Origin of the sequence: Cryobacterium tagatosivorans, from assembly GCF_004402215.1 — a bacterium.
Classification (GTDB): Bacteria; Actinomycetota; Actinomycetes; order Actinomycetales; family Microbacteriaceae; genus Cryobacterium; species Cryobacterium tagatosivorans.
On record NZ_SOEZ01000063.1, the window covers coordinates 37,522 to 59,386 of the forward strand.

The following is a 21,865-nucleotide window of genomic DNA, read 5'->3' on the forward strand; positions in this document are numbered from 1 at the left end:
ATGGCTAACTCACTTGACCTCATTGACGCCAAGGGTCAGAAGGCCGGCACCGTTGAGCTGCCCGCCGAGATCTTCGACGTTCAGACCAACATCCCCCTGATTCACCAGGTCGTTGTCGCGCAGCTCGCTGCCGCACGCCAGGGAACGCACAAGGTGAAGGGCCGCGGAGAAGTTTCCGGTGCCGGTCGCAAGCCGTTCAAGCAGAAGGGAACCGGTCGCGCTCGTCAGGGCTCGATCCGCGCCCCTCAGATGACCGGTGGTGGCATCGTCCACGGACCGACCCCGCGCAGCTACGACCAGCGCACCCCGAAGAAGATGATCGCGGCAGCACTGCGCGGATCGCTTTCCGACCGCGCCCGTGGCGACCGCCTGCACGTGGTCACCGCGCTGTTCTCGGCCGAGACGCCCAGCACCAAGGGCGCCATCGAGCTGCTCACCAAGATCGCCACCAGCAAGCACGTGCTGGTCGTCCTGGAGCGCACCGATGAGCTCACGCTTCGCAGCGTGCGCAACGTCCCGACGGTCCACGTTCTTTCGTGGGACCAGCTGAACGCCTACGACGTGCTCGTCAGCGACGACATCGTCTTCACCAAGGGCGCGTTCGACGCGTTCGTGGAGAGCAAGACCAAGAAGGAAGAGGTGTCCGCATAATGGCTACCCCCGTAAACAAGGACCCCCGCGACGTCATCATCGCTCCGGTCGTCTCTGAGAAGAGCTACGGCCTGATCGACGAAGGCAAGTACACCTTCGTTGTTGACCCCCGCTCGAACAAGACCGAGATCAAGCTCGCTATCGAGAAGATCTTCAAGGTCGAGGTCGCGTCGATCAACACCCTGAACCGTCAGGGCAAGACTCGCCGCACCAAGTTCGGACTCGGCAAGCGCAAGGACACCAAGCGTGCCATCGTCACGCTGAAGTCCGGCTCCATCGACATCTTCACGGCCGTCGGCTAAGCGGCGCGGACAAGAGGACTAAGAAATGGCTATTCGTAAGTTCAAGCCCACGACCCCGGGTCGTCGCGGATCATCTGTTGCGGACTTCGCAGAGATCACCCGTTCGACCCCCGAGAAGTCGTTGCTCCGCCCCCTGTCGAAGACCGGTGGCCGCAACAACCAGGGTCGCATCACGACTCGTCACATCGGTGGTGGCCACAAGCGCCAGTACCGCGTGATCGACTTCAAGCGCAACGACAAAGATGGCGTCAACGCGAAGGTCGCTCACATCGAGTACGACCCGAACCGTACGGCTCGCATCGCGTTGCTGCACTTCATGGATGGTTCCAAGCGCTACATCATCGCCCCGAACAAGCTCAACCAGGGCGACATTGTGGAGTCGGGCGCCGGTGCTGACATCAAGCCCGGCAACAACCTGCCGCTGAAGAACATCCCCACCGGTACCATCATTCACGCGATCGAACTCCGCCCCGGCGGCGGTGCCAAGATGGCCCGCTCCGCTGGTGCGTCGGTTCGTCTCGTCGCGAAGGATGGCATCTACGCCCAGCTGCGTCTGCCGTCCGGAGAAATCCGCAACGTCGACGCCCGCTGCCGCGCCACGATCGGCGAGGTCGGCAACGCCGAGCAGTCGAACATCAACTGGGGCAAGGCCGGCCGCATGCGCTGGAAAGGCGTTCGTCCCACAGTTCGTGGTGTCGCCATGAACCCGGTCGACCACCCCCACGGTGGTGGCGAGGGCAAGACCTCCGGTGGACGTCATCCTGTTAGCCCCTGGGGCCAGAAGGAAGGCCGTACCCGGCACATCAACAAGGAAAGCGACAAGCTCATCGTTCGTCGCCGTACCGTCGGCAAGAAGCGTAAGTAGGAGTAGACGATGCCAAGAAGTCTTAAGAAGGGCCCCTTCGTTGATGACCACCTGCTTCGCAAGGTTGTCAGGGCGAATGAAGCCTCCAGCAAGAATGTGATCAAGACCTGGTCGCGCCGTTCGATGATCATCCCCGCAATGCTGGGACACACCATCGCCGTGCACGACGGGCGCAAGCACATCCCGGTGTTCGTCACCGAGACCATGGTTGGGCACAAACTCGGCGAGTTTGCTCCCACCCGCACCTTCCGTGGACACGTGAAGGACGACAAGAAGGGCCGTCGCCGCTAACGCGGGGACGTGAAGGAGGAGAAGAAATGGTGGAGTCGATCGCACGCGTGCGTCACATCCGCGTTACCCCCCAGAAGGCTCGTCGCGTTGTCAACCTGATCCGCGGCAAGCAGGCGCAGGAAGCGCTGGGAATTCTGAAGTTCGCACCGCAGGGTGCAAGCGACCCGGTGTACAAGCTGGTTGCTTCGGCCATCGCCAACGCGAGGGTCAAGGCAGACGCCGCGAACACCTACCTGGACGAGCAGGACCTGTTCGTCAGCCAGGCCTACGTCGATGAGGGAACCACCCTCAAGCGTTTCCAGGCACGGGCACAGGGCCGCGCATTCCAGATCAAGAAGCGCACCAGTCACATCACGGTTGTGCTCACCACTCCTGAGGAGGGGACGAAGTAATGGGTCAGAAAGTAAATCCCTATGGCTTCCGTCTGGGAATCACGACCGACCACGTGTCGCGTTGGTTCTCTGACAGCACGAAGCCGGGCCAGCGTTACAGCGACTTCGTTGCTGAAGACGTCAAGATCCGTCGTCTGCTGAGCACGAGCCTCGACCGTGCGGGCGTGTCCCGCATCGAGATCGAGCGCACCCGTGACCGCGTCCGCGTTGACATTCACACCGCCCGTCCGGGCATTGTGATCGGTCGCCGCGGCGCCGAGGCCGAGCGCATCCGCTCCGACCTCGAGAAGCTCACCGCCAAGCAGATCCAGCTGAACATCCTCGAGGTCAAGAACCCCGAGCAGGATGCCCAGCTTGTCGCGCAGGGTATTGCCGAGCAGCTCTCCGCTCGTGTGGCTTTCCGCCGCGCGATGCGTAAGGGCCTGCAGGGCGCCCAGCGTGCCGGCGCCAAGGGTGTTCGCATCCAGGTGTCGGGCCGCCTCGGCGGCGCTGAGATGAGCCGTTCGGAGTTCTACCGCGAAGGCCGCGTGCCACTGCACACGCTTCGCGCGAACATCGACTACGGCTTCTACGAGGCCAAGACCACCTTCGGCCGTATCGGCGTGAAGGTCTGGATCTACAAGGGCGACATCACCAACAAGGAACTCGCTCGCGAGCAGGCAAGCGCAAAGTCATCGCGCCCCGAGCGTCGCGACGACCGTCCCCGCCGTGCGCCCCGCGCAGAGGCAGCAGCGGCTCCGGTCGCTGCGGCAGGAGTTGAGGCATAACCATGTTGATTCCACGTAGAGTCAAGCACCGCAAGCAGCACCACCCCGGCCGTAGCGGCCATGCAACCGGTGGCACGACCGTTTCGTTCGGTGAATACGGCATCCAGGCCCTGACCCCCGCTTATGTGACCAACCGTCAGATCGAGTCCGCTCGTATCGCCATGACGCGTCACATCAAGCGCGGCGGCAAGGTATGGATCAACATTTACCCCGACCGCCCGCTCACCAAGAAGCCTGCCGAAACCCGCATGGGTTCCGGTAAGGGTTCCGTTGAGTGGTGGGTTGCGAACGTCAAGCCGGGTCGCGTGCTCTTCGAGCTGAGCGGTGTCTCTGACACCGTCGCTCGCGAGGCGCTCACCCGCGCAATTCACAAGCTGCCCCTCAAGGCACGCATCATCAAGCGCGAGGAGGGCGACGCATAATGGCGATCGGATCCAAGGAGCTCGCCTCAAACGAGCTCGACACTTTTGAAAACGAACGACTGTTCGACGAGCTGAAGAAGGCCAAGGAAGAGCTGTTCAACCTGCGCTTCCAGTCGGCCACCGGCCAGCTCGAAAGCCACGGCCGCCTCCGCGCGGTCAAGCGGGACATCGCTCGGATCTACACGGTTCTCCGTGAGCGCGAGCTGGGCATTCGTGCCACGCCCGTCGCAGTCGAGGCTCCGGCCAAGGCTGAGAAGAAGACGACCAAGAAGGCCAAGGCCGAGACTGCACCCGTAACGGATGACGTCGCAGCCGAGGCCGTCGAGACGAAGGAGGCCTAGCCATGGCGAAGACAGACGAGAAGGTCGTCGCAGCCGAGGCAACGGCTCTCGAGCGCGGCTACCGCAAGACCCTTCGCGGGTTTGTGACCAGCGACAAGATGGACAAGACCATCGTCGTTGAGGTCGAAGACCGCGTGAAGCACCCCCTGTACGGCAAGGTCATCCGCCGTACGTCCAAGCTGAAGGTGCACGACGAGGCGAACACCGCCGGCGTCGGCGACCTCGTCCTGATCAGTGAGACCCGTCCGCTGAGCGCCACCAAGCGCTTCCGCCTGGTCGAGATTCTCGAGAAGGCCAAGTAAGCCTCGCGCTTGCTTGATAGAAGGAGTTAGAAAGTGCTTCAGCAAGAATCACGACTCAAGGTTGCCGACAACACGGGTGCCAAGGAACTGTTGACCATTCGCGTGCTCGGCGGCTCCGGCCGTCGTTACGCCGGTCTCGGTGACGTCATCGTCGCCACGGTTAAGGACGCCATCCCGGGCGGCAACGTCAAGAAGGGTGACGTCGTCAAAGCCGTCATCGTTCGAGTCAAAAAGCAGACCCGTCGTTCAGACGGTTCGTACATCAAGTTCGATGAGAACGCCGCAGTGATCTTGAAGGCTGACGGGGACCCTCGTGGCACCCGCATCTTCGGACCGGTCGGTCGCGAGCTTCGCGACAAAAAGTTCATGAAGATCATTTCGCTGGCACCGGAGGTTATTTAGTCATGGCCAGAATCAAAAAGGGTGACCTCGTTGAGGTCATCACCGGCCGCAGCCAGGCTCGCGGAGGCGACAAAGGCAAGCAGGGTCGCATCCTCGAGGTGCAGGTGGAGAAGAACCGCGTCCTCGTAGAGGGCATCAACTTCGTCACTAAGCACAGCCGCGTCGGCCAGAGCCAGCGCGGCACCAAGACCGGCGGCATCGAGACCATGGAGGCCCCGATCCACGTGTCCAACGTGGCCCTGGTCGACCCGGAGTCCAAGAAGCCGACTCGCGTCGGAGTTCGCATTGAAGAGGTAACGAAGGACGGCGTCACCAAGACGGTCCGCGTTCGTTACGCAAAGAAGTCTGGTAAGGACCTGTAATGACTGACACAGCAGTTGCAGCTGGCAAAATCCAGCCGCGTCTCAAGCAGAAGTACCGCGACGAGATCTCCGCCCAGCTCTCCAAGGACCTCGGTTTCACCAACGTGCACCAGGTGCCGAACCTGGTGAAGATCGTCGTCAACATGGGTGTCGGCGAGGCTGCCCGCGACGGCAAGATCATGGACGGCGCCGTCGCCGACCTCACCAAGATCACCGGCCAGAAGCCGCAGGTCACCAAGGCACGCAAGTCGATCGCGCAGTTCAAACTGCGTGAAGGACAGCCCATCGGCGCCCACGTCACGCTTCGTGGCGACCGCATGTGGGAGTTCCTCGACCGCCTGCTGAGCCTCGCGCTTCCCCGTATCCGTGACTTCCGCGGCCTGTCGGACAAGCAGTTCGACGGCAGCGGTAACTACACCTTCGGTCTCACCGAGCAGGTCATGTTCCACGAGATCGATCAGGACCGGATTGACCGTATCCGCGGAATGGACATCACAGTTGTGACGACCGCCCGCAACAACGAAGAGGGACGCGCGCTGCTCAAGGCGCTCGGCTTCCCCTTCAAGACGGCCGAGAACACCCCGTAAGACGGGCCAGCATTACCCCCGGGGGCTGGACAGCCGTTCAGCCCCGCAACCACCACAGGTCGTCATCCGTGTAACGGGTGCACGAAACCAGGCGAGAAAGGCACCACAAAATGACAATGACAGATCCGGTCGCAGACATGCTGACCAGACTGCGCAACGCTAACTCGGCGTACCACGACACAGTGTCGATGCCGCACAGCAAGCTCAAAGCGCACATCGCTGACATCCTCAAGGCGCAGGGTTACATCTCTGCCTGGGACGTCAAGGATGCCAAGGTAGGCCAGACCCTCACGCTGAACCTCAAGTTCGGCCCCAACCGCGAGCGTTCCATCGTCGGCATCAAGCGGGTTTCCAAGCCCGGCCTTCGCGTGTACGCAAAGTCGACCGAGATCCCCACGGTTCTCGGCGGCCTCGGCGTTGCCATCCTGTCCACGTCCAGCGGACTCCTCACGGACCGTCAGGCTGAGAAGAAGGGCGTAGGCGGAGAAGTTCTCGCTTACGTGTGGTAGCCGACAATGTCACGAATTGGAAGAGTTCCCATCCAGATCCCCGCTGGGGTCACGGTGGAGGCTGACGGCCAGGCCGTCAGCGTCAAGGGCCCGAAGGGTGAGCTCGCGCTCACCGTCGCCAAGCCCATCGAGGTCAAGATCGAGGACGGCCAGGTTGTCGTCACTCGTCCCGACGACGAGCGCAACTCGCGTTCGCTGCACGGACTGACCCGCACCCTGATCGCCAACCAGATCATCGGGGTGACCGTGGGTTACACCAAGGGCCTCGAGATCGTCGGTACCGGTTACCGCGTAGCGCAGAAGGGCACCTCAGTTGAGTTCGCCCTCGGCTTCTCGCACCCGGTCCTCATCGAACCGCCCGCTGGTATCAGCCTGACCGTCGAGAGCGTCAACAAGCTCACGGTCAGTGGTATCGACAAGCAGGCCGTCGGCGAGGTTGCCGCCAACATCCGTAAGATTCGCAAGCCTGAGCCTTACAAGGGCAAGGGTGTGCGTTACGCCGGCGAGATTGTTCGCCGCAAGGCCGGAAAGAGTGGTAAGTAACCATGGGTCTCGGAACTAGAGGAAAAAGCAAGTCGGCTGCCCGCGGACGCAGGCACGCACGTCTTCGCAAGAAAATCGAGGGCACCGCGGTTCGTCCGCGCCTCGTCGTCACCCGTTCGGCTCGTCACGTTTTCGTGCAGGTCGTCGACGACAGCAAGGGTTTCACCCTGGCTTCGGCTTCGACGCTCGAAACCGACATGCGCACCTTCGATGGTGACAAGACGGCCAAGGCTCGTAAGGTCGGCGAACTCGTCGCCGAGCGCGCCAAGGCAGCCGGTATCGACGCCGTCGTATTCGACCGTGGTGGAAGCAAGTACGCGGGTCGCGTCGCGGCCATCGCCGAGGGAGCTCGAGAGGGTGGATTGAACCTGTGAGCACTGAAACTGCAAAGACAGCAACAAAGGAGACAGTGGTGGCTGCAGAGGCACCAGTGGAGACTGCTGCATCAACGGCTCCGCCGCAGAACGAGCCTCGTGAGGCTCGTCGTGGTGGCCGTGAGCGCAGCCCGAACAAGGATCGCGGCAGCCGCGACGCCGACAAGAGCCAGTTCCTGGAGCGCGTTGTCACCATCAACCGCGTTTCCAAGGTGGTCAAGGGTGGTCGTCGCTTCAGCTTCACCGCGCTCGTTGTCGTCGGTGACGGCAACGGCCTGGTAGGCGTTGGCTACGGCAAGGCTCGTGAGGTTCCGACGGCAATCTCCAAGGGCGTCGAGGAAGCGAAGAAGAACTTCTTCCGCGTTCCCCGCGTCGGCCTGACGATCCCGCACCCCGTGCAGGGCGAGGCAGCAGCAGGCGTTGTCCTGCTCCGTCCCGCAGCTGCCGGTACCGGCGTTATCGCCGGTGGCCCGGTTCGCGCCGTGCTTGAATGCGCCGGCATCCACGACGTGCTGAGCAAGTCGCTCGGTTCGTCGAACACCATCAACATCGTCCACGCCACGGTCGAGGCGTTGCACCAGCTCGAAGAGCCGCGTGCAGTCGCAGCTCGTCGTGGCCTCGCGTACGAAGATGTGGCTCCGGCCCGCTTCCTCCGCGCCGACGCCGACGCAGCAGCTGCTGCAGCGGCAGCAAAGGCAGGTGCCTGATGGCTCGCCTCAAAGTGACGCAGATCAAGTCCAAAATTAGTGAGAAGCAGAACCAGCGCGACACGCTTCGCAGCCTGGGTCTCCGACGCATTGGCGCCGTGGTTATTCGCGAGGACAACTCGCAGAACCGTGGCTACGTCAACACCGTCGCTCACCTTGTGAAGGTCGAGGAGATTGACTAATGGCTGACGAGAAGGAAGCTGTCAAGAAGACAGCCGACAAGCCCGCCACCGCGAAGAAGGCCGCCCCCAAGGCTGCCGCTGCCAAGGCTCCGGCCAAGGCTGCTGCTGCCAAGGCTCCGGCCAAGGCCGCTGCTGCCAAGGCTCCGGCCAAGGCCGCTGAGCCCAAGACGGCTGCTGCAACCAAGGCTCCGGCCAAGGCTGCCGCGCCGAAGAAGGCCGCTGCCGAGCCCGCTGAGACCCGCGAGCACGTGCTGAAGGTTCACCACCTTCGCCCGGCTCCCGGTGCGAAGAAGGCCAAGCAGCGCGTCGGCCGTGGTGAAGGATCCAAGGGTAAGACCGCGGGTCGTGGCACCAAGGGCACCAAGGCGCGCTACAAGGTGCGTATCGGCTTCGAGGGTGGGCAGATGCCTCTGCACATGCGCACCCCGAAGCTGCGCGGGTTCAAGAACCCGTTCCGCGTCGAGTACCAGGTTGTCAACCTGGAGCGCCTGGCCGAGCTGTACCCGAAGGGTGGCGACGTCACCGTTGCCGACCTGGTAGCAAAGGGTGCCGTTCGCGACAATGAGAAGGTCAAGGTTCTCGGTAACGGGGACATTGCGGTTAAGCTGACAGTTGCAGTAGACAAGGTCTCCGGCTCAGCAGAGCAGAAGATCGTCGCAGCAGGTGGCTCGATCAAGTAAGTCCGTAGACGTTGGTCGAGCTTGTTGAGTGATGGCGCCGAGAAATCGGCGGCGAATCTCGACAAGCTCGATCAACGCATTTAACTGGAGGCCTTTTGTTTAGCGCCATTGCGCGGATATTCCGCACACCGGACCTTCGTAAGAAGATCGGGTTCACCCTGGTCGTCATCGCGGTGTACCGTCTGGGTTCACACATCCCGACTCCGTTCGTCGACTTCGGCAACGTCCAGGCCTGCCTCGCAGCCAACCAGGACGCCAGCGGTCTCTACCAATTGGTCAACCTGTTCAGCGGTGGCGCACTGCTGCAGCTCTCCATCTTCGCCCTGGGGATCATGCCGTACATCACGGCCTCGATCATCGTGCAGTTGCTGCGCGTGGTCATCCCCCACTTCGACACCCTCTACAAGGAGGGTGCGTCCGGCCAGGGCACACTGACGCAGTACACGCGTTACCTCACGATCGCGCTCGGCATCCTCCAGTCGACCACGCTGATCACCGTGGCCCGCAGTGGCGCCCTGTTCGGCACGTCCGGCAGCCCCGAGTGCTCGCAGCTGCTGACCAATGACGCCTGGTACGCCATCATGCTGATGGTCATCACCATGACCGCCGGTACCGGCGTCATCATGTGGATGGGCGAGATGGTCACCGAGCGCGGCATCGGCAACGGCATGTCGATCCTCATCTTCACCTCGATCGCCGCCCAGTTCCCGAACTCGCTCCTCGCGATCGCCCAGCAGAAGGGCATCGACATCCTGCTCATCGTGCTGGCCATCGGTTTGCTGATCGTCGCCGCCGTGGTCTTCGTCGAGCAGTCGCAACGTCGCGTCCCGGTGCAGTACGCCAAGCGGATGGTCGGCAAGCGCACCTACGGCGGCAACAACACCTACATCCCGATCAAGGTGAACATGGCGGGCGTCATCCCGATCATCTTCGCGTCGTCGCTGCTGTACCTGCCCGCGCTGATCGCCCAGTTCAACCAGCCGGCCGCCGGCCAGCAGCCCGCGGCCTGGGTCGTCTGGATCACGAACTACCTCACCAAGGGCGACCACCCGCTCTACATGCTGATGTACTTCCTGCTCATCGTCGGATTCACCTACTTCTACGTCGCGATCACCTTCAACCCCGAAGAGGTCGCCGACAACATGAAGAAGTACGGCGGGTTCATCCCCGGCATCCGGGCCGGGCGCCCGACGGCCGAGTACCTCGACTTCGTTCTGACGCGAGTGACCCTGCCCGGCTCGATCTACCTGGGCCTGATCGCGCTCATCCCGCTGATCGCGTTCGTCGCGATCGGTGCAAACCAGAACTTCCCATTCGGCGGCGCGAGCATCCTGATCATCGTCGGTGTCGGCCTTGAGACGGTCAAGCAGATCGACTCGCAGCTGCAACAGCGTCACTATGAAGGGCTTCTCCGATGACCCGACTTCTACTGATCGGCCCGCCAGGGGCCGGCAAGGGCACCCAGGCCGTGCGCCTCGCCGAGGCCTTCGAGGTTCCCGCCGTCTCGACCGGGGACATCTTCCGGGCGAACGTCAAGAACGGCACCGAGCTCGGCCTCGAGGCGAAGAAGTTCATGGACGCCGGCGAGTACGTGCCCGACTCCCTGACCAACGCCATCGTGCACGACCGCCTGCAGGAGGTCGACGCCTCAGGCGGCTTCCTCCTCGACGGCTACCCGCGCACCACCGAACAGGTGCACGAACTCGACCGTCTGCTGCACACCGACGGCACGGCCCTCGACGCCGTCGTCCAGATCGTCGCCGACACCGACGAGGTCGTCGCGCGGCTGCTCAAGCGCGCCGCCGAGCAGGGCCGGGCGGATGACACCGCCGAGGTGATCCGTCACCGGATGGACATCTACGAGGCACAGACCGCACCCCTCATCGAGGTCTACGGCTCGCGCGGCCTCGTCGTGACCGTCGACGGACTCGGCCCCGTGGACGAGGTGACCGAGCGCATCCTGGTTGCCCTCGCCGCGCGCGGGCTGCACGCCGTTCGCCCGGTCGAAGCCTCCTGACCGGTTCCGGGGGAATCGGATGAGCCTTCGACGCTCGATTTACAAGACGCCGGCGCAGCTGCGCCTGATGATCGCGCCCGGCCTGGCCACTGCGGCCTCGCTGGCCGCGGCCCGCGCCGCCATGCGGCCGGGCGTGTCGACCCTGGAGCTCGACGCCGCCGCTGAGGCGGCGATCGTCGCCCTCGGCGGCACCTCCAACTTCAAGCTGGAGGCCGGCTACCGGCACACCGTGTGCGCCTCGATCAACGAAGAGGTCGTGCACGGCATCCCGACCGACCGGCGCCTGGCCGCCGGCGACATCGTGTCGATCGACAGCGGCGCCGTGATCGACGGTTGGAACGGCGATGCCGCCTTCACCTTCGTGATCCCCGACCCGTCCCGGCCGGAGCTCGTCGCCGCGCGCGAGGAGCTGTCCCGGGTGACCGAGCAGTCGCTCTGGCACGGCATCGCCCGCCTGGCCGTCGCCCGCCACCTCAACGAGGTCGGCGAGGCGATCGAGGACTACGTCGAGTCGCAGGGCAGCTACGGCATCCTCACCGACTACGTCGGCCACGGGATCGGCCGTTCGATGCACGAGGCACCGCCCGTGTTCAACTACCGGGTGCGCCAGAAGGGCCCGGACGTCAAGCCCGGCCTGGTCGTCGCGATCGAGCCGATGGTCGTGCTCGGCTCCATCGAGACGTTCGTGCGCGAGGACGAGTGGACGGTCGCCACGAGCGACCTGAAGGCCGCCGCGCACTGGGAGCACAGCGTCGCCGTGCACAAGGACGGCATCTGGGTGCTCACCGCCGAAGACGGCGGAGCATCCGGCCTGAAGCCGCTCGGCATCACACCCGTCCCCATCCCCTAACCCCCCTCCTCCCACCCCGCGAAACCGCACTTGTGCGCGTTATTCGCGCGTTTTAAGGCGCACAACTGCGGTTTCGCGGTGGGCGAGAGGGGGCGAGAGGGGGCGAGAGGGAGCGTGAGGCCAGGGATTATAGGAGAGAATTGCTAAAAGGCAACCTCATACCTTAGAGTTGATCCTTGGTGTCTTGCACCGTCGTTCTCGGCGCGTCATTTCACCACAATCCACGCACGACCAGCAAACCAATGCATTGAGCGACAGTGAGGCTATGGCGAAAAAAGACGGTGTCATCGAAATCGAGGGCGCAGTAGTCGAAGCTCTTCCCAACGCGATGTTTCGCGTTGAGTTGACCAACGGCCACCGTGTTCTTGCCCACATTTCGGGCAAGATGCGTCAGCACTACATCCGCATCCTCCCAGAGGACCGCGTGATCGTTGAGTTGAGCCCGTACGACCTGACCCGCGGCCGGATCGTCTACCGCTACAAGTAACGGTTGCTGTAAGTAACGGCCCGCGGCATCCCGTGGGTACGAAGACAGCGAACACAAGGAATCACCATGAAGGTCAATCCCAGCGTCAAGAAGATCTGTGACAAGTGCAAGGTAATTCGCCGTAACGGAAACGTCATGGTGATTTGCGAAAACCCGCGTCACAAGCAGCGCCAGGGTTAGAGTCCGACCCGGCTTCAGAGCCGACCGGCACTCGACCACACACGTTTCATAGCAGCACCGGGAACCCTTCGGGGCGACACCATCGGTTGGAGGCCGATGCACAGGTGCTGCTACAGACCTCCACTCATCAACAGGAGAAGCCACAATGGCACGTCTAGCCGGCGTTGACATTCCCCGCGACAAGCGCGTGGAAGTTGCACTGACTTACATCTATGGCGTCGGACGTACGAGGGCCCTCAAGACCCTCGCCGACACCGAAATCGATGGAAACATCCGAGTCAAGGATTTGAGCGACGACCAGCTCGTCCTGCTCCGTGACTACATCGAAGGAACCTTCAAGGTTGAGGGTGACCTCCGCCGTGAGGTTGCCGCTGACATCCGCCGCAAGGTCGAGATCGGTAGCTACGAAGGAATTCGCCACCGCAAGGGCCTGCCCGTTCGCGGCCAGCGCACCAAGACCAACGCTCGCACCCGCAAGGGCCCGAAGCGCACCGTAGCCGGCAAGAAGAAGGCCCGCTAGGCCTCGGCCCAGCGCGCTCACGCCTTTAGGATTCAGGAGAAATTCATGGCAGCACCCAAGTCGGCCGTACGGAAGCCGCGTAAGAAAGAAAAGAAGAACATTGCTGTGGGCCAGGCCCACATCAAGTCCACCTTCAATAACACCATCGTCTCGATCACCGACACCACCGGTGCGGTCATCAGCTGGGCGTCGTCAGGTGCCGTTGGCTTCAAGGGTTCGCGCAAGTCGACCCCCTTCGCCGCACAGCTGGCAGCCGAGTCGGCCGCCCGCCAGGCGCAGGAGCACGGCATGAAGAAGGTTGACGTCTTCGTCAAGGGACCGGGCTCCGGCCGCGAGACCGCGATCCGCTCGCTCCAGGCCGCAGGCCTCGAGGTCGGCTCGATCAACGACGTCACCCCGCAGGCGCACAATGGTTGCCGCCCGCCCAAGCGCCGCCGCGTTTAACTTCCTTTCAGTGGTCGATCCCTCTCGGTGATCGAGCCCGTCGAGATCTCGACAAGCTCGATCACCGATGGCTCGATCACCGTCAAGTTCGGCAGCGACAGACTCGGTTGTCGAGCTTGTCGAGACACATAACTCAAAAATCATCGCAAGTGTCATATAGCGGACACTTAGCCGAAAGGAATCAATAGTGCTTATCGCACAGCGCCCCACGCTCACCGAAGAGAACGTCTCGGAGTTCCGCTCCAAGTTCGTCATCGAGCCGCTTGAGCCCGGTTTCGGTTACACCCTCGGCAACTCGATGCGCCGCACCCTTCTTTCCTCGATTCCCGGCGCTGCTGTCACCAGCATCCGCATCGACGGCGTGCTGCACGAGTTCAGCACCGTTCCCGGTGTCAAGGAAGATGTCACCGAGATCATCCTGAACATCAAGGGCCTGGTCATCTCGAGCGAGCACGACGAGCCGATCACCGCGTACCTGCGCAAGCAGGGTGCCGGCCAGGTCACCGCCGCCGACATCTCGGCTCCGGCCGGCGTCGAGGTTCACAACCCCGAGCTCGTCATCGCGACCCTCAACGACAAGGCCAAGTTCGAACTCGAACTGACCATCGAGCGTGGCCGCGGCTACGTGTCGTCCACCCAGAACCGGAACGAGTACTCGGAAGCCGGCCAGATCCCGGTCGACTCCATCTACTCGCCCGTGCTCAAGGTGACCTACCGCGTTGAGGCCACCCGTGCCGGTGAGCGTACCGACTTCGACCGCCTCGTCGTTGACGTGGAGACCAAGTCGGCGATCACCCCCCGCGACGCCATCGCATCCGCCGGTCGCACCCTGACCGAGCTGTTCGGCCTGGCCCGCGAGCTCAACACCGCTGCCGAGGGCATCGAAATCGGCCCCGCGCCGGTGGACGCCGTCCTCTCGAACGAGCTGTCGATCCCGATCGAAGACCTCGATCTGTCGGTTCGCTCTTACAACTGCCTCAAGCGCGAGGGCATCAACAACGTCAGCGAACTGGTCGCCCTCTCGGAGACCCAGCTGATGAACATCCGCAACTTCGGTCAGAAGTCGGTGGATGAGGTCAAGGACAAGCTCGTTGAGCTCGGCCTGTCGCTCAAGGACTCGGTGCCCGGATTCGACGGCGCCCACTTCTACAGCGGCTACGACGAAGAAACCATCTAAAGCAGTCACTCAGACTGACTTTCGACTTTTGATACTGGAGATTACCAATGCCTACGCCCACTAAGGGAGCCCGCCTCGGCGGCGGCCCGGCCCACGAGCGCCTCATGCTCGCCAACCTGGCCGCGTCCCTGTTCACCCACAAGTCGATCAAGACGACCGAGACCCGTGCCAAGCGCCTGCGTCCGGTTGCCGAGCGACTGATCACGTTCGCCAAGAAGGGTGACCTGCACGCTCGTCGTCGCGTGCTCGCCACCATCGGCGACAAGACCGTCGTGCACGAGCTCTTCACCGAGATCGCGCCGCAGGTTGCACTTCGCGAGGGCGGCTACACCCGCATCACGAAGCTCGGCTTCCGCAAGGGCGACAACGCCTCGATGGTGCAGATGGAACTCGTTCTCGAGCCCGTCACGCCGAAGGTCAAGAAGGCCAAGGCCTCCACGAAGGCTGCGCCCGTCGTCGAAGAGCCCGCTGCCGAGGTCGCCGAGGAGCCCACCGAGGCTCCCGTCGCCGAGGAGTCCGCGGACGAGTCGACCGAGGCTCCGTCCGAGGCCGACGCTGCGGTAGAAGCCGAAGAAGCCAAGTAACACCTGCTTCACACTGCTTCACTTGTTTCATCCTGAGAGGGGCCCGACTTCGGTCGGGCCCCTCTTTCGTTCCCCGACCCTTGCGCCCGCCCACCTGCGCCACCCCCGGTTGAGTTGCGGGAAAAGTACCTTCGTTTGGCAATTGAAGGTACTTTGTCCGCGACTCACCTCGGCGACGACCGGGGGAGGGGCCTCGGTAGGCTGGACGGATGGCTGTAGAACTGCGACCGCTGAGCGAGCGCGTCACCGCGCCGACCGAGCCGACGCTGCCGGAGCATCCGGATGTCGCCGAGTGGCGCCCGGCGACCGACGCCGACATTGACGGCATCTGGCGTTTGCGCCAGGCCATGGGGCGGCTCGACCACCCGAACTACCTCACCACCCGCGGGGCGATCGCCGCCGACTTCGGCTACTCGCACTTCCACCCCGAGGTCGACTCCCTGGTCGGCCTCGACAGCGACGGACGCATCGTCGCGAACGGGGTGGTGCTCCTTCCGCCCCGCCAGGAGACCCTCGTGCGGTCGATCGCGATCGGCGGCGTGCACCCCGAACTGCGCGGACGCGGCATCGGCCGGCAGTTGCTCGCCTGGCAGTTGGACCGCGCGAAGCAGCAGCTGGCCTCTTCGGCCAAGGCGTTGCCGGGCTGGATCCTGCTCTACGCCGACGAACGCGCCCCGCAGAACGCGCGGCTGTTCGAACGCGCCGGGCTGAACCTCTCCCGGTACTTTCTCTCGCTCGAGCGGGTGCTCGCCGAACCGATCCGCGCGATCGAACCGGCCGCCGGCATCCGCATCGCGCCATACACGCCCGCGGTCTCGGACGCGGTCCACACGGCGCGCGACGACGCGTTCATGGACCACTGGGCCAGCCAGCCGATGAGCGACGAGAACTGGGCGGCCTTCGTGGGGTCGAGGTGGTTCCGCGAGGACCTCTCCTTCGTGGCCTTCGGCACGGCCCCCGACGGCCGGGAGCAGGTCGTGGGCTTCGTGCTCACCACCGCGAACGAAGACGTCTGGAAGACCCAGGGCTTCACCGGCAGCTACATCGACCTGGTCGGCGTGGTCAGCGGCTGGCGCGGCAAGCACATCGCGCAGGCCCTCCTGGCCGCCCAGCTGCAGGCGGGCCGCGGCCTTGGCCACGAGCGCGCGACGCTCGCCGTCGACTCGGCCAGCCCGACCGGCGCCCTGGGCCTGTACACCGGCATGGGCTTCGAGCCGGTTCATCGCAAACTGGCCTTCACGCTCGAGTTCTGATCGGCGCCCGGCCCTGTTCGCTCCCGGGGGTGCCCCGGAATAGGGTTGGCACATGGTTGACCCTGTGCGTCCCCTCCATGACCGCGTCACCGCGCCGGAGTCGTTGCCGCTTCCCTCGCATCCGGATGTCGCCGCCTGGCGGCCGGCAACCGCGGCCGATGTCGACGGGATCTGGCAACTCGACCGGGCCATGGGCGAGGTCGACCACCCCGACTACCTCGCCACCAGGGACGAGATCGCCGAGGACTTCGGCTTCTCGCACTTCCACCCGGAACTCGATTCCCTCGTCGGGCTCGACTCCGCGGGGGCCATCGTCGCCAACGGGATGGTGATGTTCCCGCCGGGCCAGCAGACGCTCGTGCGCTCGGTGCTGCACGGCGGGGTGCACCCCGAGCTTCGGGGCCGGGGGATCGGCCGCGAGCTCCTGGCCTGGCAGCTCGGCCGGGCGAGGCAGCAGCTCGCGTCGTCGCCGAAGACGCTGCCCGGGTGGGTCATCGTGTTCACCGACGAGCGAGCGCCGCAGAACGCCCGGCTCTACGAGCGCGGGGGTCTCAGCCTCGCTCGGTACTTCCTTGCCCTGCAGAGGGTGCTCGGCGACCCGATCCGCGAGTTCGCCCTCGCCGACGGCATCCGGATCGCGCCGTACTCGCCGGAGCGCGGAGCGGCCGTCCACGCCGCACGCGACGAAGTTTTCATGGACCACTGGTCGAGCCAGCCGATGAGCGACGAGGCCTGGGACGCGTTCGTGGGCTCGGACGTGTTCCGCGCCGACCTGTCCTTCGTCGCCCTCGGCGCGGAGCCGGGAGGCGCCGAACGGGTGGTCGGCTTCGTCCTCTCCACGGTGAACGAAGACGACTGGGAGCGGCAGGGTTTCACGGGCTCGTACATCAGCCTGGTCGGCGTGCAGCGGGCATGGCGCGGCCGGCACATCGCGCAGGCGCTGTTGGCGGAGCAGCTGCGGGCCGCCCGCGCCGCCGGGCAGGAGCGGGCGACTCTTCACGTGGACTCGGCCAGCGCCACCGGCGCCCTCGACCTGTACACGGGCATGGGTTTCACGCCGACGAACCGCGAGTTCGCCTTCACCCTCGAGTTCTAGCGTCCGCGAGGCCCAGGGCGGCTCGGCACCCTAGGCTGGAGCAGTGAACAGCACGCCGGATGACGCCTCCCGGCGCCCGGAGACCCCCGGGACCACGCGCCTCCGGCTGGACATCGCCTACGACGGCACGAACTTCGCCGGCTGGGCCATCCAGCCGGGCTTCCGCACGGTGCAGGGCGAGATCCAGGCCGGACTCGCGGCGATCCTCAAGCGCTACCCGCCGGGGCCGACGCTGGCCGTCGCCGGGCGCACGGATGCCGGGGTGCACGCCTTCGGCCAGGTCGCCCACGTCGACCTCACCGCGGAGCAGGCCGAGGGCCTCGTGCGCCCGCGCCAGGGCATCGGGGTGCGCCCCGCCACGCTCGAACTGGGAGCGGAACTGCACCACCGGCTGCGCGGCATCCTCGTCAACCGGCCCGACATCGTTGTCGTCCGGGCGCGCCGGGCGGCCGCCGGGTTCGACGCCCGCTACTCGGCCCTCTGGCGCCGGTACGAGTACCGGATCGCCGACCGCCTGGCCCTGCACGACCCGCTGCAGCGCCTCCGCACCACGTGGTATCCGCAGGAGCTGGACGTCGCGGCGATGGATGCCGCCGCCGCCAGCCTCGTCGGCCTGCACGACTTCGCCGCCTACTGCAAGCGCCGCCCGGGGGCCACGACGATCCGCACCCTGCAGCAGTTCAGCTGGCGGCGGGACCCGGACGGCGTGCTCGTGGCCGTGGTCAAGGCGGATGCGTTCTGCCACAGCATGGTGCGTTCCCTCGTCGGCGCCTGCGTCGCCGTGGGGGAGGGCAAGCTCGACCCGGCGCGCCTCATCGACCTGCGGTTCGAACGGGAACGCCCGAGCGGCGACTTCAACGTGATGGCGCCGCACGGCCTGTCGCTCATCCAGGTCGGATACCCGGAGGACGCCGAACTGGCCCTGCGCGCGGTGGAGACCCGCGCCCGGCGGGTGCACCCGGAGGCCTTCCCCACCTGAGCGCGTCCCGGCCCGAATTGCGAGTCCGGCGCCGGCCGACTACCATGGACCTTTGGTGTCTGCGCGTTGCAGCCAGGCACACGAACGTGAGCCCTCCATCGATCGTGTTCTTCTTCTAGAACACACCCGGAGCGGGATTCACGAACACCTCCGTTCGAAAAAAGAAAGCAGCACACTAGTGACGCGCACTTACACACCCAAGGCAAGCGAAGTCCAGCACGACTGGGTCGTCATCGACGCCACAGACATCGTTCTCGGTCGTCTTGCCAGCCACGCCGCCGTTCTCCTTCGCGGCAAGCACAAGGCCACGTTCTCTCCCCACATGGACATGGGAGACTTCGTCATCATCGTCAACGCCGAGAAGATTGCCCTGACCGGCAAGAAGCTCGACCTGAAGATCGCCTACCGCCACTCCGGTTACCCGGGCGGCCTCACGGCAACCAACTACTCCGAGATGCTCGAGAAGCACCCGACGCGTGCGGTTGAGAAGGCGATTCGCGGCATGCTGCCGAAGAACTCGCTCGGCCGCGCCCAGCTGGCGAAGCTCAAGGTCTATGCAGGCCCGGAGCACCCGCACGCCGCGCAGCAGCCCAAGCCGTACACCCTCAGCCAGGTCGCTCAGTAGCGCCGGCTCCCGGCCTCCTCGACTCTAAGAAAAAGGATTCACACCATCGTGGCGAAAATCGCAGACCAGATTGACGCGGCTCCGGAGAGTTACTCGACCGAGTCTCCCGCTGAAGTTGCTACCAAGGCGCCCCGCGCCATCCTCACCGTCCCCGGCGCAGCCGTTGGCCGTCGCAAGCAGGCCATCGCCCGCGTGCGTCTCGTTCCCGGAGCCGGCACCATCACGGTTAACGGCCGCGAGCTGACCGACTACTTCCCGAACAAGCTGCACCAGCAGCTGATCAACGACCCGTTCAAGGTCCTCGACCTCCTCGGCAGCTACGACGTCATCGCGCGCATCACCGGCGGTGGCCCCTCCGGCCAGGCCGGCGCTCTTCGCCTCGGCATCGCGCGCTCGCTCAACCAGATCGACGAAGAGAACAACCGCGCCATCCTCAAGAAGGCCGGCTTCCTCAACCGTGACGCACGCGTCAAGGAGCGTAAGAAGGCCGGACTCAAGAAGGCCCGTAAGGCTCCGCAGTTCTCGAAGCGTTAATCCGATAGCCGACGGCACTATGCCTCGACTTTTTGGCACGGACGGTGTCCGGGGCCTGGCCAACCGTGATCTCACGGCTGGCCTGGCCCTGGGCCTCGCCCAGGCGAGCGCCACAGTCCTGACCCAGGGCCGCCGCGCCGAGGAACGTCGGGCGTCCGGTCGCCGTCCGGTCGCCGTGCTGGCCCGCGACCCGCGCATCTCGGGCGAGTTCATCTCGGCCGCGGTCGCCGCAGGCCTGGCCAGTTCCGGAGTGGACGTGCTCGACGCCGGGGTCATCCCGACGCCCGCCGCCGCATTCCTCATCGCCGACATCGGCGCAGACTTCGGCGTGATGATCTCCGCCTCGCATAACCCCGCCCCGGACAACGGCATCAAGCTGTTCGCCTTCGGCGGCACCAAACTTCCCGACAACGTCGAGGACCGCATCGAGGCTCACCTCGCGATGGACGTGCTCATGCCCATCGGCGGCGACGTTGGCCGCATCCGCCGGTTCGCCGACGCGGAGGACCGCTACGTCGTGCACCTCCTCGGTACCCTGCCCAACCGCCTCGACGGCATCCACGTCGTGCTCGACTGCGCCCACGGGGCCGCGGCGGGCGTCTCGCCGCAGGTCTTCACGGATGCCGGCGCCACGCTCACCGTGATCGGCGCCGACCCCGACGGCGTCAACATCAACGACGGCGTCGGTTCGACCCACCTCGACAACCTCGCCAGGACCGTGCTCGAACACGGCGCCGACATCGGGATCGCCCACGACGGCGACGCCGACCGCTGCCTCGCCGTCGACCACGAGGGCAACGTCATCGACGGCGACCAGATCATGGCCATCCTCGCCGTATCGATGGCCGAGCGCGGCGTGCTCAAGGACCGCACGCTCGTGGCGACCGTCATGAGCAACCTCGGCCTGCGGAAGGCCATGGCGGCCAACGACATCACGGTCATCCAGACCAAGGTGGGCGACCGCTACGTGCTCGAGGAGCTCAACGCCAACGGGCTGTCGCTCGGCGGGGAACAGTCCGGCCACGTGATCATGACCCAGTTCGCCACGACCGGCGACGGCATCCTGACCGGCCTGCACCTCGTCGCGGAGATGGCACGCACGGGCAAGACGATCGCCGAGCTGGCATCCGTGATGACCGTGTACCCGCAGATCCTCGTGAACGTGCGCGGCGTCGATCACCGCGCCCTGCACTCCGACGACGTCATCACCGCGGCGATTGCCGCCGCCGAAGTGGAGCTCGGCGACTCCGGCCGGGTGCTCCTGCGTCCCTCCGGCACCGAGCCGATGGTCCGCGTCATGGTGGAGGCGGCCGACCAGCCGACCGCCGACCGGCTCGCGCACAGCCTCGCCGACATCGTGCTCGAACGCCTGGCCAACTAGCCTCTCCCGCACCCCGCGAAAGCGCAGTTGTGCGCGTCATTCGACGGGTTTAACGCGCACAACTGCGGTTTCGCGGGGGTGGGGCGGCTAGACCTTGCGGAGGAGCACCTTCGAAACGGCGTGGTTCGGGTCCTTCCGCAGCACGAGCGTCGCCCTCGACCGGGTGGGGCGGATGTTCTGCAGCAGGTTGGGCTCGTTGATGCTGCCCCAGATCTGCCGCGCCCGCGTGCGCGCCTGGTCCTCGCTCAGCTCCGCGTACCGGTGGAAGAACGACTTCGGGTTGGCGAAGGCGCCGCGCTGCAGCTTGAGGAAGCGCTCCTCGTACCAGCGGGCGATGTCCCGGGTGCGGGCATCCACGTACACCGTGAAGTCGAACAGGTCGCTGACCGCCATGCCCTGCCCTGGGCCCGGTGCAGCGAGCACGTTCAGGCCCTCGACGATGAGGATGTCGGGCTGTCGGACGACGATCTGGGCGTCGGGCACGATGTCGTAGCGGAGGTGCGAGTAGAAGGGGGCACGGACCTCTTCGGCGCCGCTCTTGATCGCGGAGACGAAGCGGAGCAGGGCGCGCCGGTCGTACGATTCGGGGAAGCCCTTGCGGTCCATCAGGCCGCGGCGGGTGAGCTCGGCGTTCGGGAAGAGGAAGCCGTCGGTCGTCACGAGCTCCACCCGGGGGGTGTCTTCCCAGCGGGCGAGCAGCTCGCGGAGCAGGCGCGCGATGGTGGACTTGCCGACCGCGACGGATCCGGCGACACCGATCACGAACGGCGTGCGCTGAGCCCGCTCGCCGAGGAAGTCGCTCGTGGCCCGGTGCAGCTGGCGCGCGCCCGCGGCGTAGAGGTTGAGCAGCCGGCTCAGCGGCAGGTAGACCTCGGAGACCTCGTTCAGGTCGAGCGGCTCGCCCAGGCCGCGCAACTGGACGATCTCGGTCTCGCGGAGCGGCAGCCGCGTGGAGTGGGCGAGAGCCGCCCAGTCCGCCCGGTCGAGTTCGACAAATGGGGTGCCGTGACCGCTGTTTGCGGTGCTCACAAGCGGCTCGGACATTCCACCCAGCTTAGT

General features: G+C 65.2%; 34 protein-coding genes. 33 read left to right on the forward strand and 1 reads right to left on the reverse strand.

What is annotated here, in order from left to right; translation table 11 throughout:
• From rplD to glmM, 33 genes are all read left to right on the forward strand, one after another.
• On the forward strand, positions 1-651 hold the full coding sequence (rplD, locus tag E3O23_RS13345; RefSeq protein WP_134491770.1) for a 50S ribosomal protein L4: 651 nt from the start codon (positions 1-3) through the stop codon (positions 649-651).
• Complete coding sequence (rplW, locus tag E3O23_RS13350; RefSeq protein WP_134491772.1) at positions 651-953, forward strand: 50S ribosomal protein L23; 303 nt, start codon at positions 651-653, stop codon at positions 951-953. The genes rplD and rplW overlap by 1 nt, the downstream gene beginning before the upstream one ends.
• Positions 954-978: 25 nt before the next feature.
• Positions 979-1,818 (forward strand): 50S ribosomal protein L2, encoded by an 840-nt coding sequence (gene rplB, locus E3O23_RS13355; protein WP_134491774.1) that lies wholly within the window; start codon positions 979-981, stop codon positions 1,816-1,818.
• A 9-nt stretch (positions 1,819-1,827) separates the two neighbouring features.
• The gene (gene rpsS / locus E3O23_RS13360) at positions 1,828-2,109 is read left to right on the forward strand and encodes a 30S ribosomal protein S19 (protein WP_092322373.1); all 282 of its coding nucleotides are present in this window, start codon (positions 1,828-1,830) and stop codon (positions 2,107-2,109) included.
• A gap of 26 nt (positions 2,110-2,135) precedes the next feature.
• Positions 2,136-2,501: a 50S ribosomal protein L22 gene (gene rplV, locus E3O23_RS13365; RefSeq protein ID WP_092322372.1), complete on the forward strand. Its 366-nt coding sequence runs from the start codon at positions 2,136-2,138 to the stop codon at positions 2,499-2,501.
• Positions 2,501-3,268, forward strand: coding sequence for a 30S ribosomal protein S3 (gene rpsC, locus E3O23_RS13370; RefSeq protein WP_134491776.1), 768 nt, complete (start codon positions 2,501-2,503; stop codon positions 3,266-3,268). Before rplV ends, rpsC begins: the two co-directional genes overlap by 1 nt.
• 2 nt (positions 3,269-3,270) lie before the next feature.
• On the forward strand, positions 3,271-3,690 hold the full coding sequence (gene rplP / locus E3O23_RS13375; protein ID WP_134491778.1) for a 50S ribosomal protein L16: 420 nt from the start codon (positions 3,271-3,273) through the stop codon (positions 3,688-3,690).
• A complete protein-coding gene (gene rpmC / locus E3O23_RS18740; protein WP_134491780.1) occupies positions 3,690-4,031 on the forward strand; it encodes a 50S ribosomal protein L29 in 342 nt (113 codons plus the stop codon). The genes rplP and rpmC overlap by 1 nt, the downstream gene beginning before the upstream one ends.
• 2 nt (positions 4,032-4,033) lie before the next feature.
• Positions 4,034-4,333, forward strand: a complete 300-nt coding sequence (gene rpsQ, locus E3O23_RS13385; RefSeq protein WP_134491782.1) for a 30S ribosomal protein S17 — start codon at positions 4,034-4,036, stop codon at positions 4,331-4,333.
• Between the two features lie 33 nt (positions 4,334-4,366).
• On the forward strand, positions 4,367-4,735 hold the full coding sequence (gene rplN / locus E3O23_RS13390) for a 50S ribosomal protein L14 (RefSeq protein ID WP_092322364.1): 369 nt from the start codon (positions 4,367-4,369) through the stop codon (positions 4,733-4,735).
• 2 nt (positions 4,736-4,737) lie between these two features.
• Entirely contained in the window at positions 4,738-5,097 is a 360-nt protein-coding gene (gene rplX / locus E3O23_RS13395; protein WP_092322362.1) for a 50S ribosomal protein L24, read from the forward strand.
• Positions 5,097-5,684 carry a 50S ribosomal protein L5 gene (gene rplE / locus E3O23_RS13400; RefSeq protein WP_092322360.1) on the forward strand — a complete coding sequence of 196 codons (588 nt, stop codon included), beginning with the start codon at positions 5,097-5,099 and terminating at the stop codon, positions 5,682-5,684. Before rplX ends, rplE begins: the two co-directional genes overlap by 1 nt.
• 110 nt (positions 5,685-5,794) lie before the next feature.
• Entirely contained in the window at positions 5,795-6,193 is a 399-nt protein-coding gene (rpsH, locus tag E3O23_RS13405; RefSeq protein WP_092322359.1) for a 30S ribosomal protein S8, read from the forward strand.
• 6 nt (positions 6,194-6,199) lie between these two features.
• Positions 6,200-6,736, forward strand: a complete 537-nt coding sequence (rplF, locus tag E3O23_RS13410) for a 50S ribosomal protein L6 (protein WP_134491784.1) — start codon at positions 6,200-6,202, stop codon at positions 6,734-6,736.
• A gap of 2 nt (positions 6,737-6,738) precedes the next feature.
• Positions 6,739-7,110 (forward strand): 50S ribosomal protein L18, encoded by a 372-nt coding sequence (gene rplR / locus E3O23_RS13415; protein WP_134491786.1) that lies wholly within the window; start codon positions 6,739-6,741, stop codon positions 7,108-7,110.
• Positions 7,111-7,145: 35 nt separating this feature from the next.
• Entirely contained in the window at positions 7,146-7,817 is a 672-nt protein-coding gene (gene rpsE / locus E3O23_RS13420) for a 30S ribosomal protein S5 (RefSeq protein ID WP_134491788.1), read from the forward strand.
• A complete protein-coding gene (rpmD, locus tag E3O23_RS13425) occupies positions 7,817-7,999 on the forward strand; it encodes a 50S ribosomal protein L30 (RefSeq protein WP_174774754.1) in 183 nt (60 codons plus the stop codon). The genes rpsE and rpmD overlap by 1 nt, the downstream gene beginning before the upstream one ends.
• Positions 7,999-8,679 (forward strand): 50S ribosomal protein L15, encoded by a 681-nt coding sequence (gene rplO, locus E3O23_RS18575; RefSeq protein WP_134491790.1) that lies wholly within the window; start codon positions 7,999-8,001, stop codon positions 8,677-8,679. Before rpmD ends, rplO begins: the two co-directional genes overlap by 1 nt.
• A 95-nt stretch (positions 8,680-8,774) precedes the next feature.
• A complete protein-coding gene (secY, locus tag E3O23_RS13435) occupies positions 8,775-10,097 on the forward strand; it encodes a preprotein translocase subunit SecY (protein ID WP_134491792.1) in 1,323 nt (440 codons plus the stop codon).
• Entirely contained in the window at positions 10,094-10,696 is a 603-nt protein-coding gene (locus E3O23_RS13440; protein WP_134491794.1) for an adenylate kinase, read from the forward strand. The genes secY and E3O23_RS13440 overlap by 4 nt, the downstream gene beginning before the upstream one ends.
• A 19-nt stretch (positions 10,697-10,715) precedes the next feature.
• A complete protein-coding gene (map, locus tag E3O23_RS13445; RefSeq protein ID WP_134491796.1) occupies positions 10,716-11,546 on the forward strand; it encodes a type I methionyl aminopeptidase in 831 nt (276 codons plus the stop codon).
• Positions 11,547-11,811: 265 nt separating this feature from the next.
• The gene (infA, locus tag E3O23_RS13450) at positions 11,812-12,033 is read left to right on the forward strand and encodes a translation initiation factor IF-1 (protein WP_055811571.1); all 222 of its coding nucleotides are present in this window, start codon (positions 11,812-11,814) and stop codon (positions 12,031-12,033) included.
• A gap of 66 nt (positions 12,034-12,099) precedes the next feature.
• Complete coding sequence (gene rpmJ, locus E3O23_RS13455; protein ID WP_022883251.1) at positions 12,100-12,213, forward strand: 50S ribosomal protein L36; 114 nt, start codon at positions 12,100-12,102, stop codon at positions 12,211-12,213.
• A 145-nt stretch (positions 12,214-12,358) separates the two neighbouring features.
• Positions 12,359-12,733 (forward strand): 30S ribosomal protein S13, encoded by a 375-nt coding sequence (rpsM, locus tag E3O23_RS13460; protein ID WP_092322347.1) that lies wholly within the window; start codon positions 12,359-12,361, stop codon positions 12,731-12,733.
• Positions 12,734-12,778: 45 nt separating this feature from the next.
• On the forward strand, positions 12,779-13,177 hold the full coding sequence (rpsK, locus tag E3O23_RS13465; protein WP_092322345.1) for a 30S ribosomal protein S11: 399 nt from the start codon (positions 12,779-12,781) through the stop codon (positions 13,175-13,177).
• A gap of 187 nt (positions 13,178-13,364) precedes the next feature.
• Entirely contained in the window at positions 13,365-14,354 is a 990-nt protein-coding gene (locus E3O23_RS13470; protein ID WP_134491798.1) for a DNA-directed RNA polymerase subunit alpha, read from the forward strand.
• A 47-nt stretch (positions 14,355-14,401) separates the two neighbouring features.
• Positions 14,402-14,938: a 50S ribosomal protein L17 gene (gene rplQ / locus E3O23_RS13475; RefSeq protein ID WP_134491800.1), complete on the forward strand. Its 537-nt coding sequence runs from the start codon at positions 14,402-14,404 to the stop codon at positions 14,936-14,938.
• A 209-nt stretch (positions 14,939-15,147) separates the two neighbouring features.
• Entirely contained in the window at positions 15,148-16,191 is a 1,044-nt protein-coding gene (locus E3O23_RS13480; protein ID WP_134491802.1) for a GNAT family N-acetyltransferase, read from the forward strand.
• 52 nt (positions 16,192-16,243) lie between these two features.
• Positions 16,244-17,287, forward strand: coding sequence for a GNAT family N-acetyltransferase (locus E3O23_RS13485; protein WP_134491804.1), 1,044 nt, complete (start codon positions 16,244-16,246; stop codon positions 17,285-17,287).
• 43 nt (positions 17,288-17,330) lie between these two features.
• Positions 17,331-18,266 (forward strand): tRNA pseudouridine(38-40) synthase TruA, encoded by a 936-nt coding sequence (gene truA, locus E3O23_RS13490; RefSeq protein ID WP_134491806.1) that lies wholly within the window; start codon positions 17,331-17,333, stop codon positions 18,264-18,266.
• Between the two features lie 178 nt (positions 18,267-18,444).
• On the forward strand, positions 18,445-18,891 hold the full coding sequence (rplM, locus tag E3O23_RS13495; RefSeq protein ID WP_134491808.1) for a 50S ribosomal protein L13: 447 nt from the start codon (positions 18,445-18,447) through the stop codon (positions 18,889-18,891).
• A 48-nt stretch (positions 18,892-18,939) separates the two neighbouring features.
• Positions 18,940-19,425, forward strand: a complete 486-nt coding sequence (gene rpsI / locus E3O23_RS13500; protein ID WP_134491810.1) for a 30S ribosomal protein S9 — start codon at positions 18,940-18,942, stop codon at positions 19,423-19,425.
• Between the two features lie 19 nt (positions 19,426-19,444).
• The gene (gene glmM, locus E3O23_RS13505; RefSeq protein ID WP_134491812.1) at positions 19,445-20,806 is read left to right on the forward strand and encodes a phosphoglucosamine mutase; all 1,362 of its coding nucleotides are present in this window, start codon (positions 19,445-19,447) and stop codon (positions 20,804-20,806) included.
• 87 nt (positions 20,807-20,893) lie between these two features.
• On the opposite strand, the gene coaA is transcribed toward glmM, so the two are convergent.
• Complete coding sequence (gene coaA / locus E3O23_RS13510) at positions 20,894-21,850, reverse strand: type I pantothenate kinase (protein WP_134491814.1); 957 nt, start codon at positions 21,848-21,850, stop codon at positions 20,894-20,896.
• Positions 21,851-21,865: the final 15 nt, after the last annotated feature.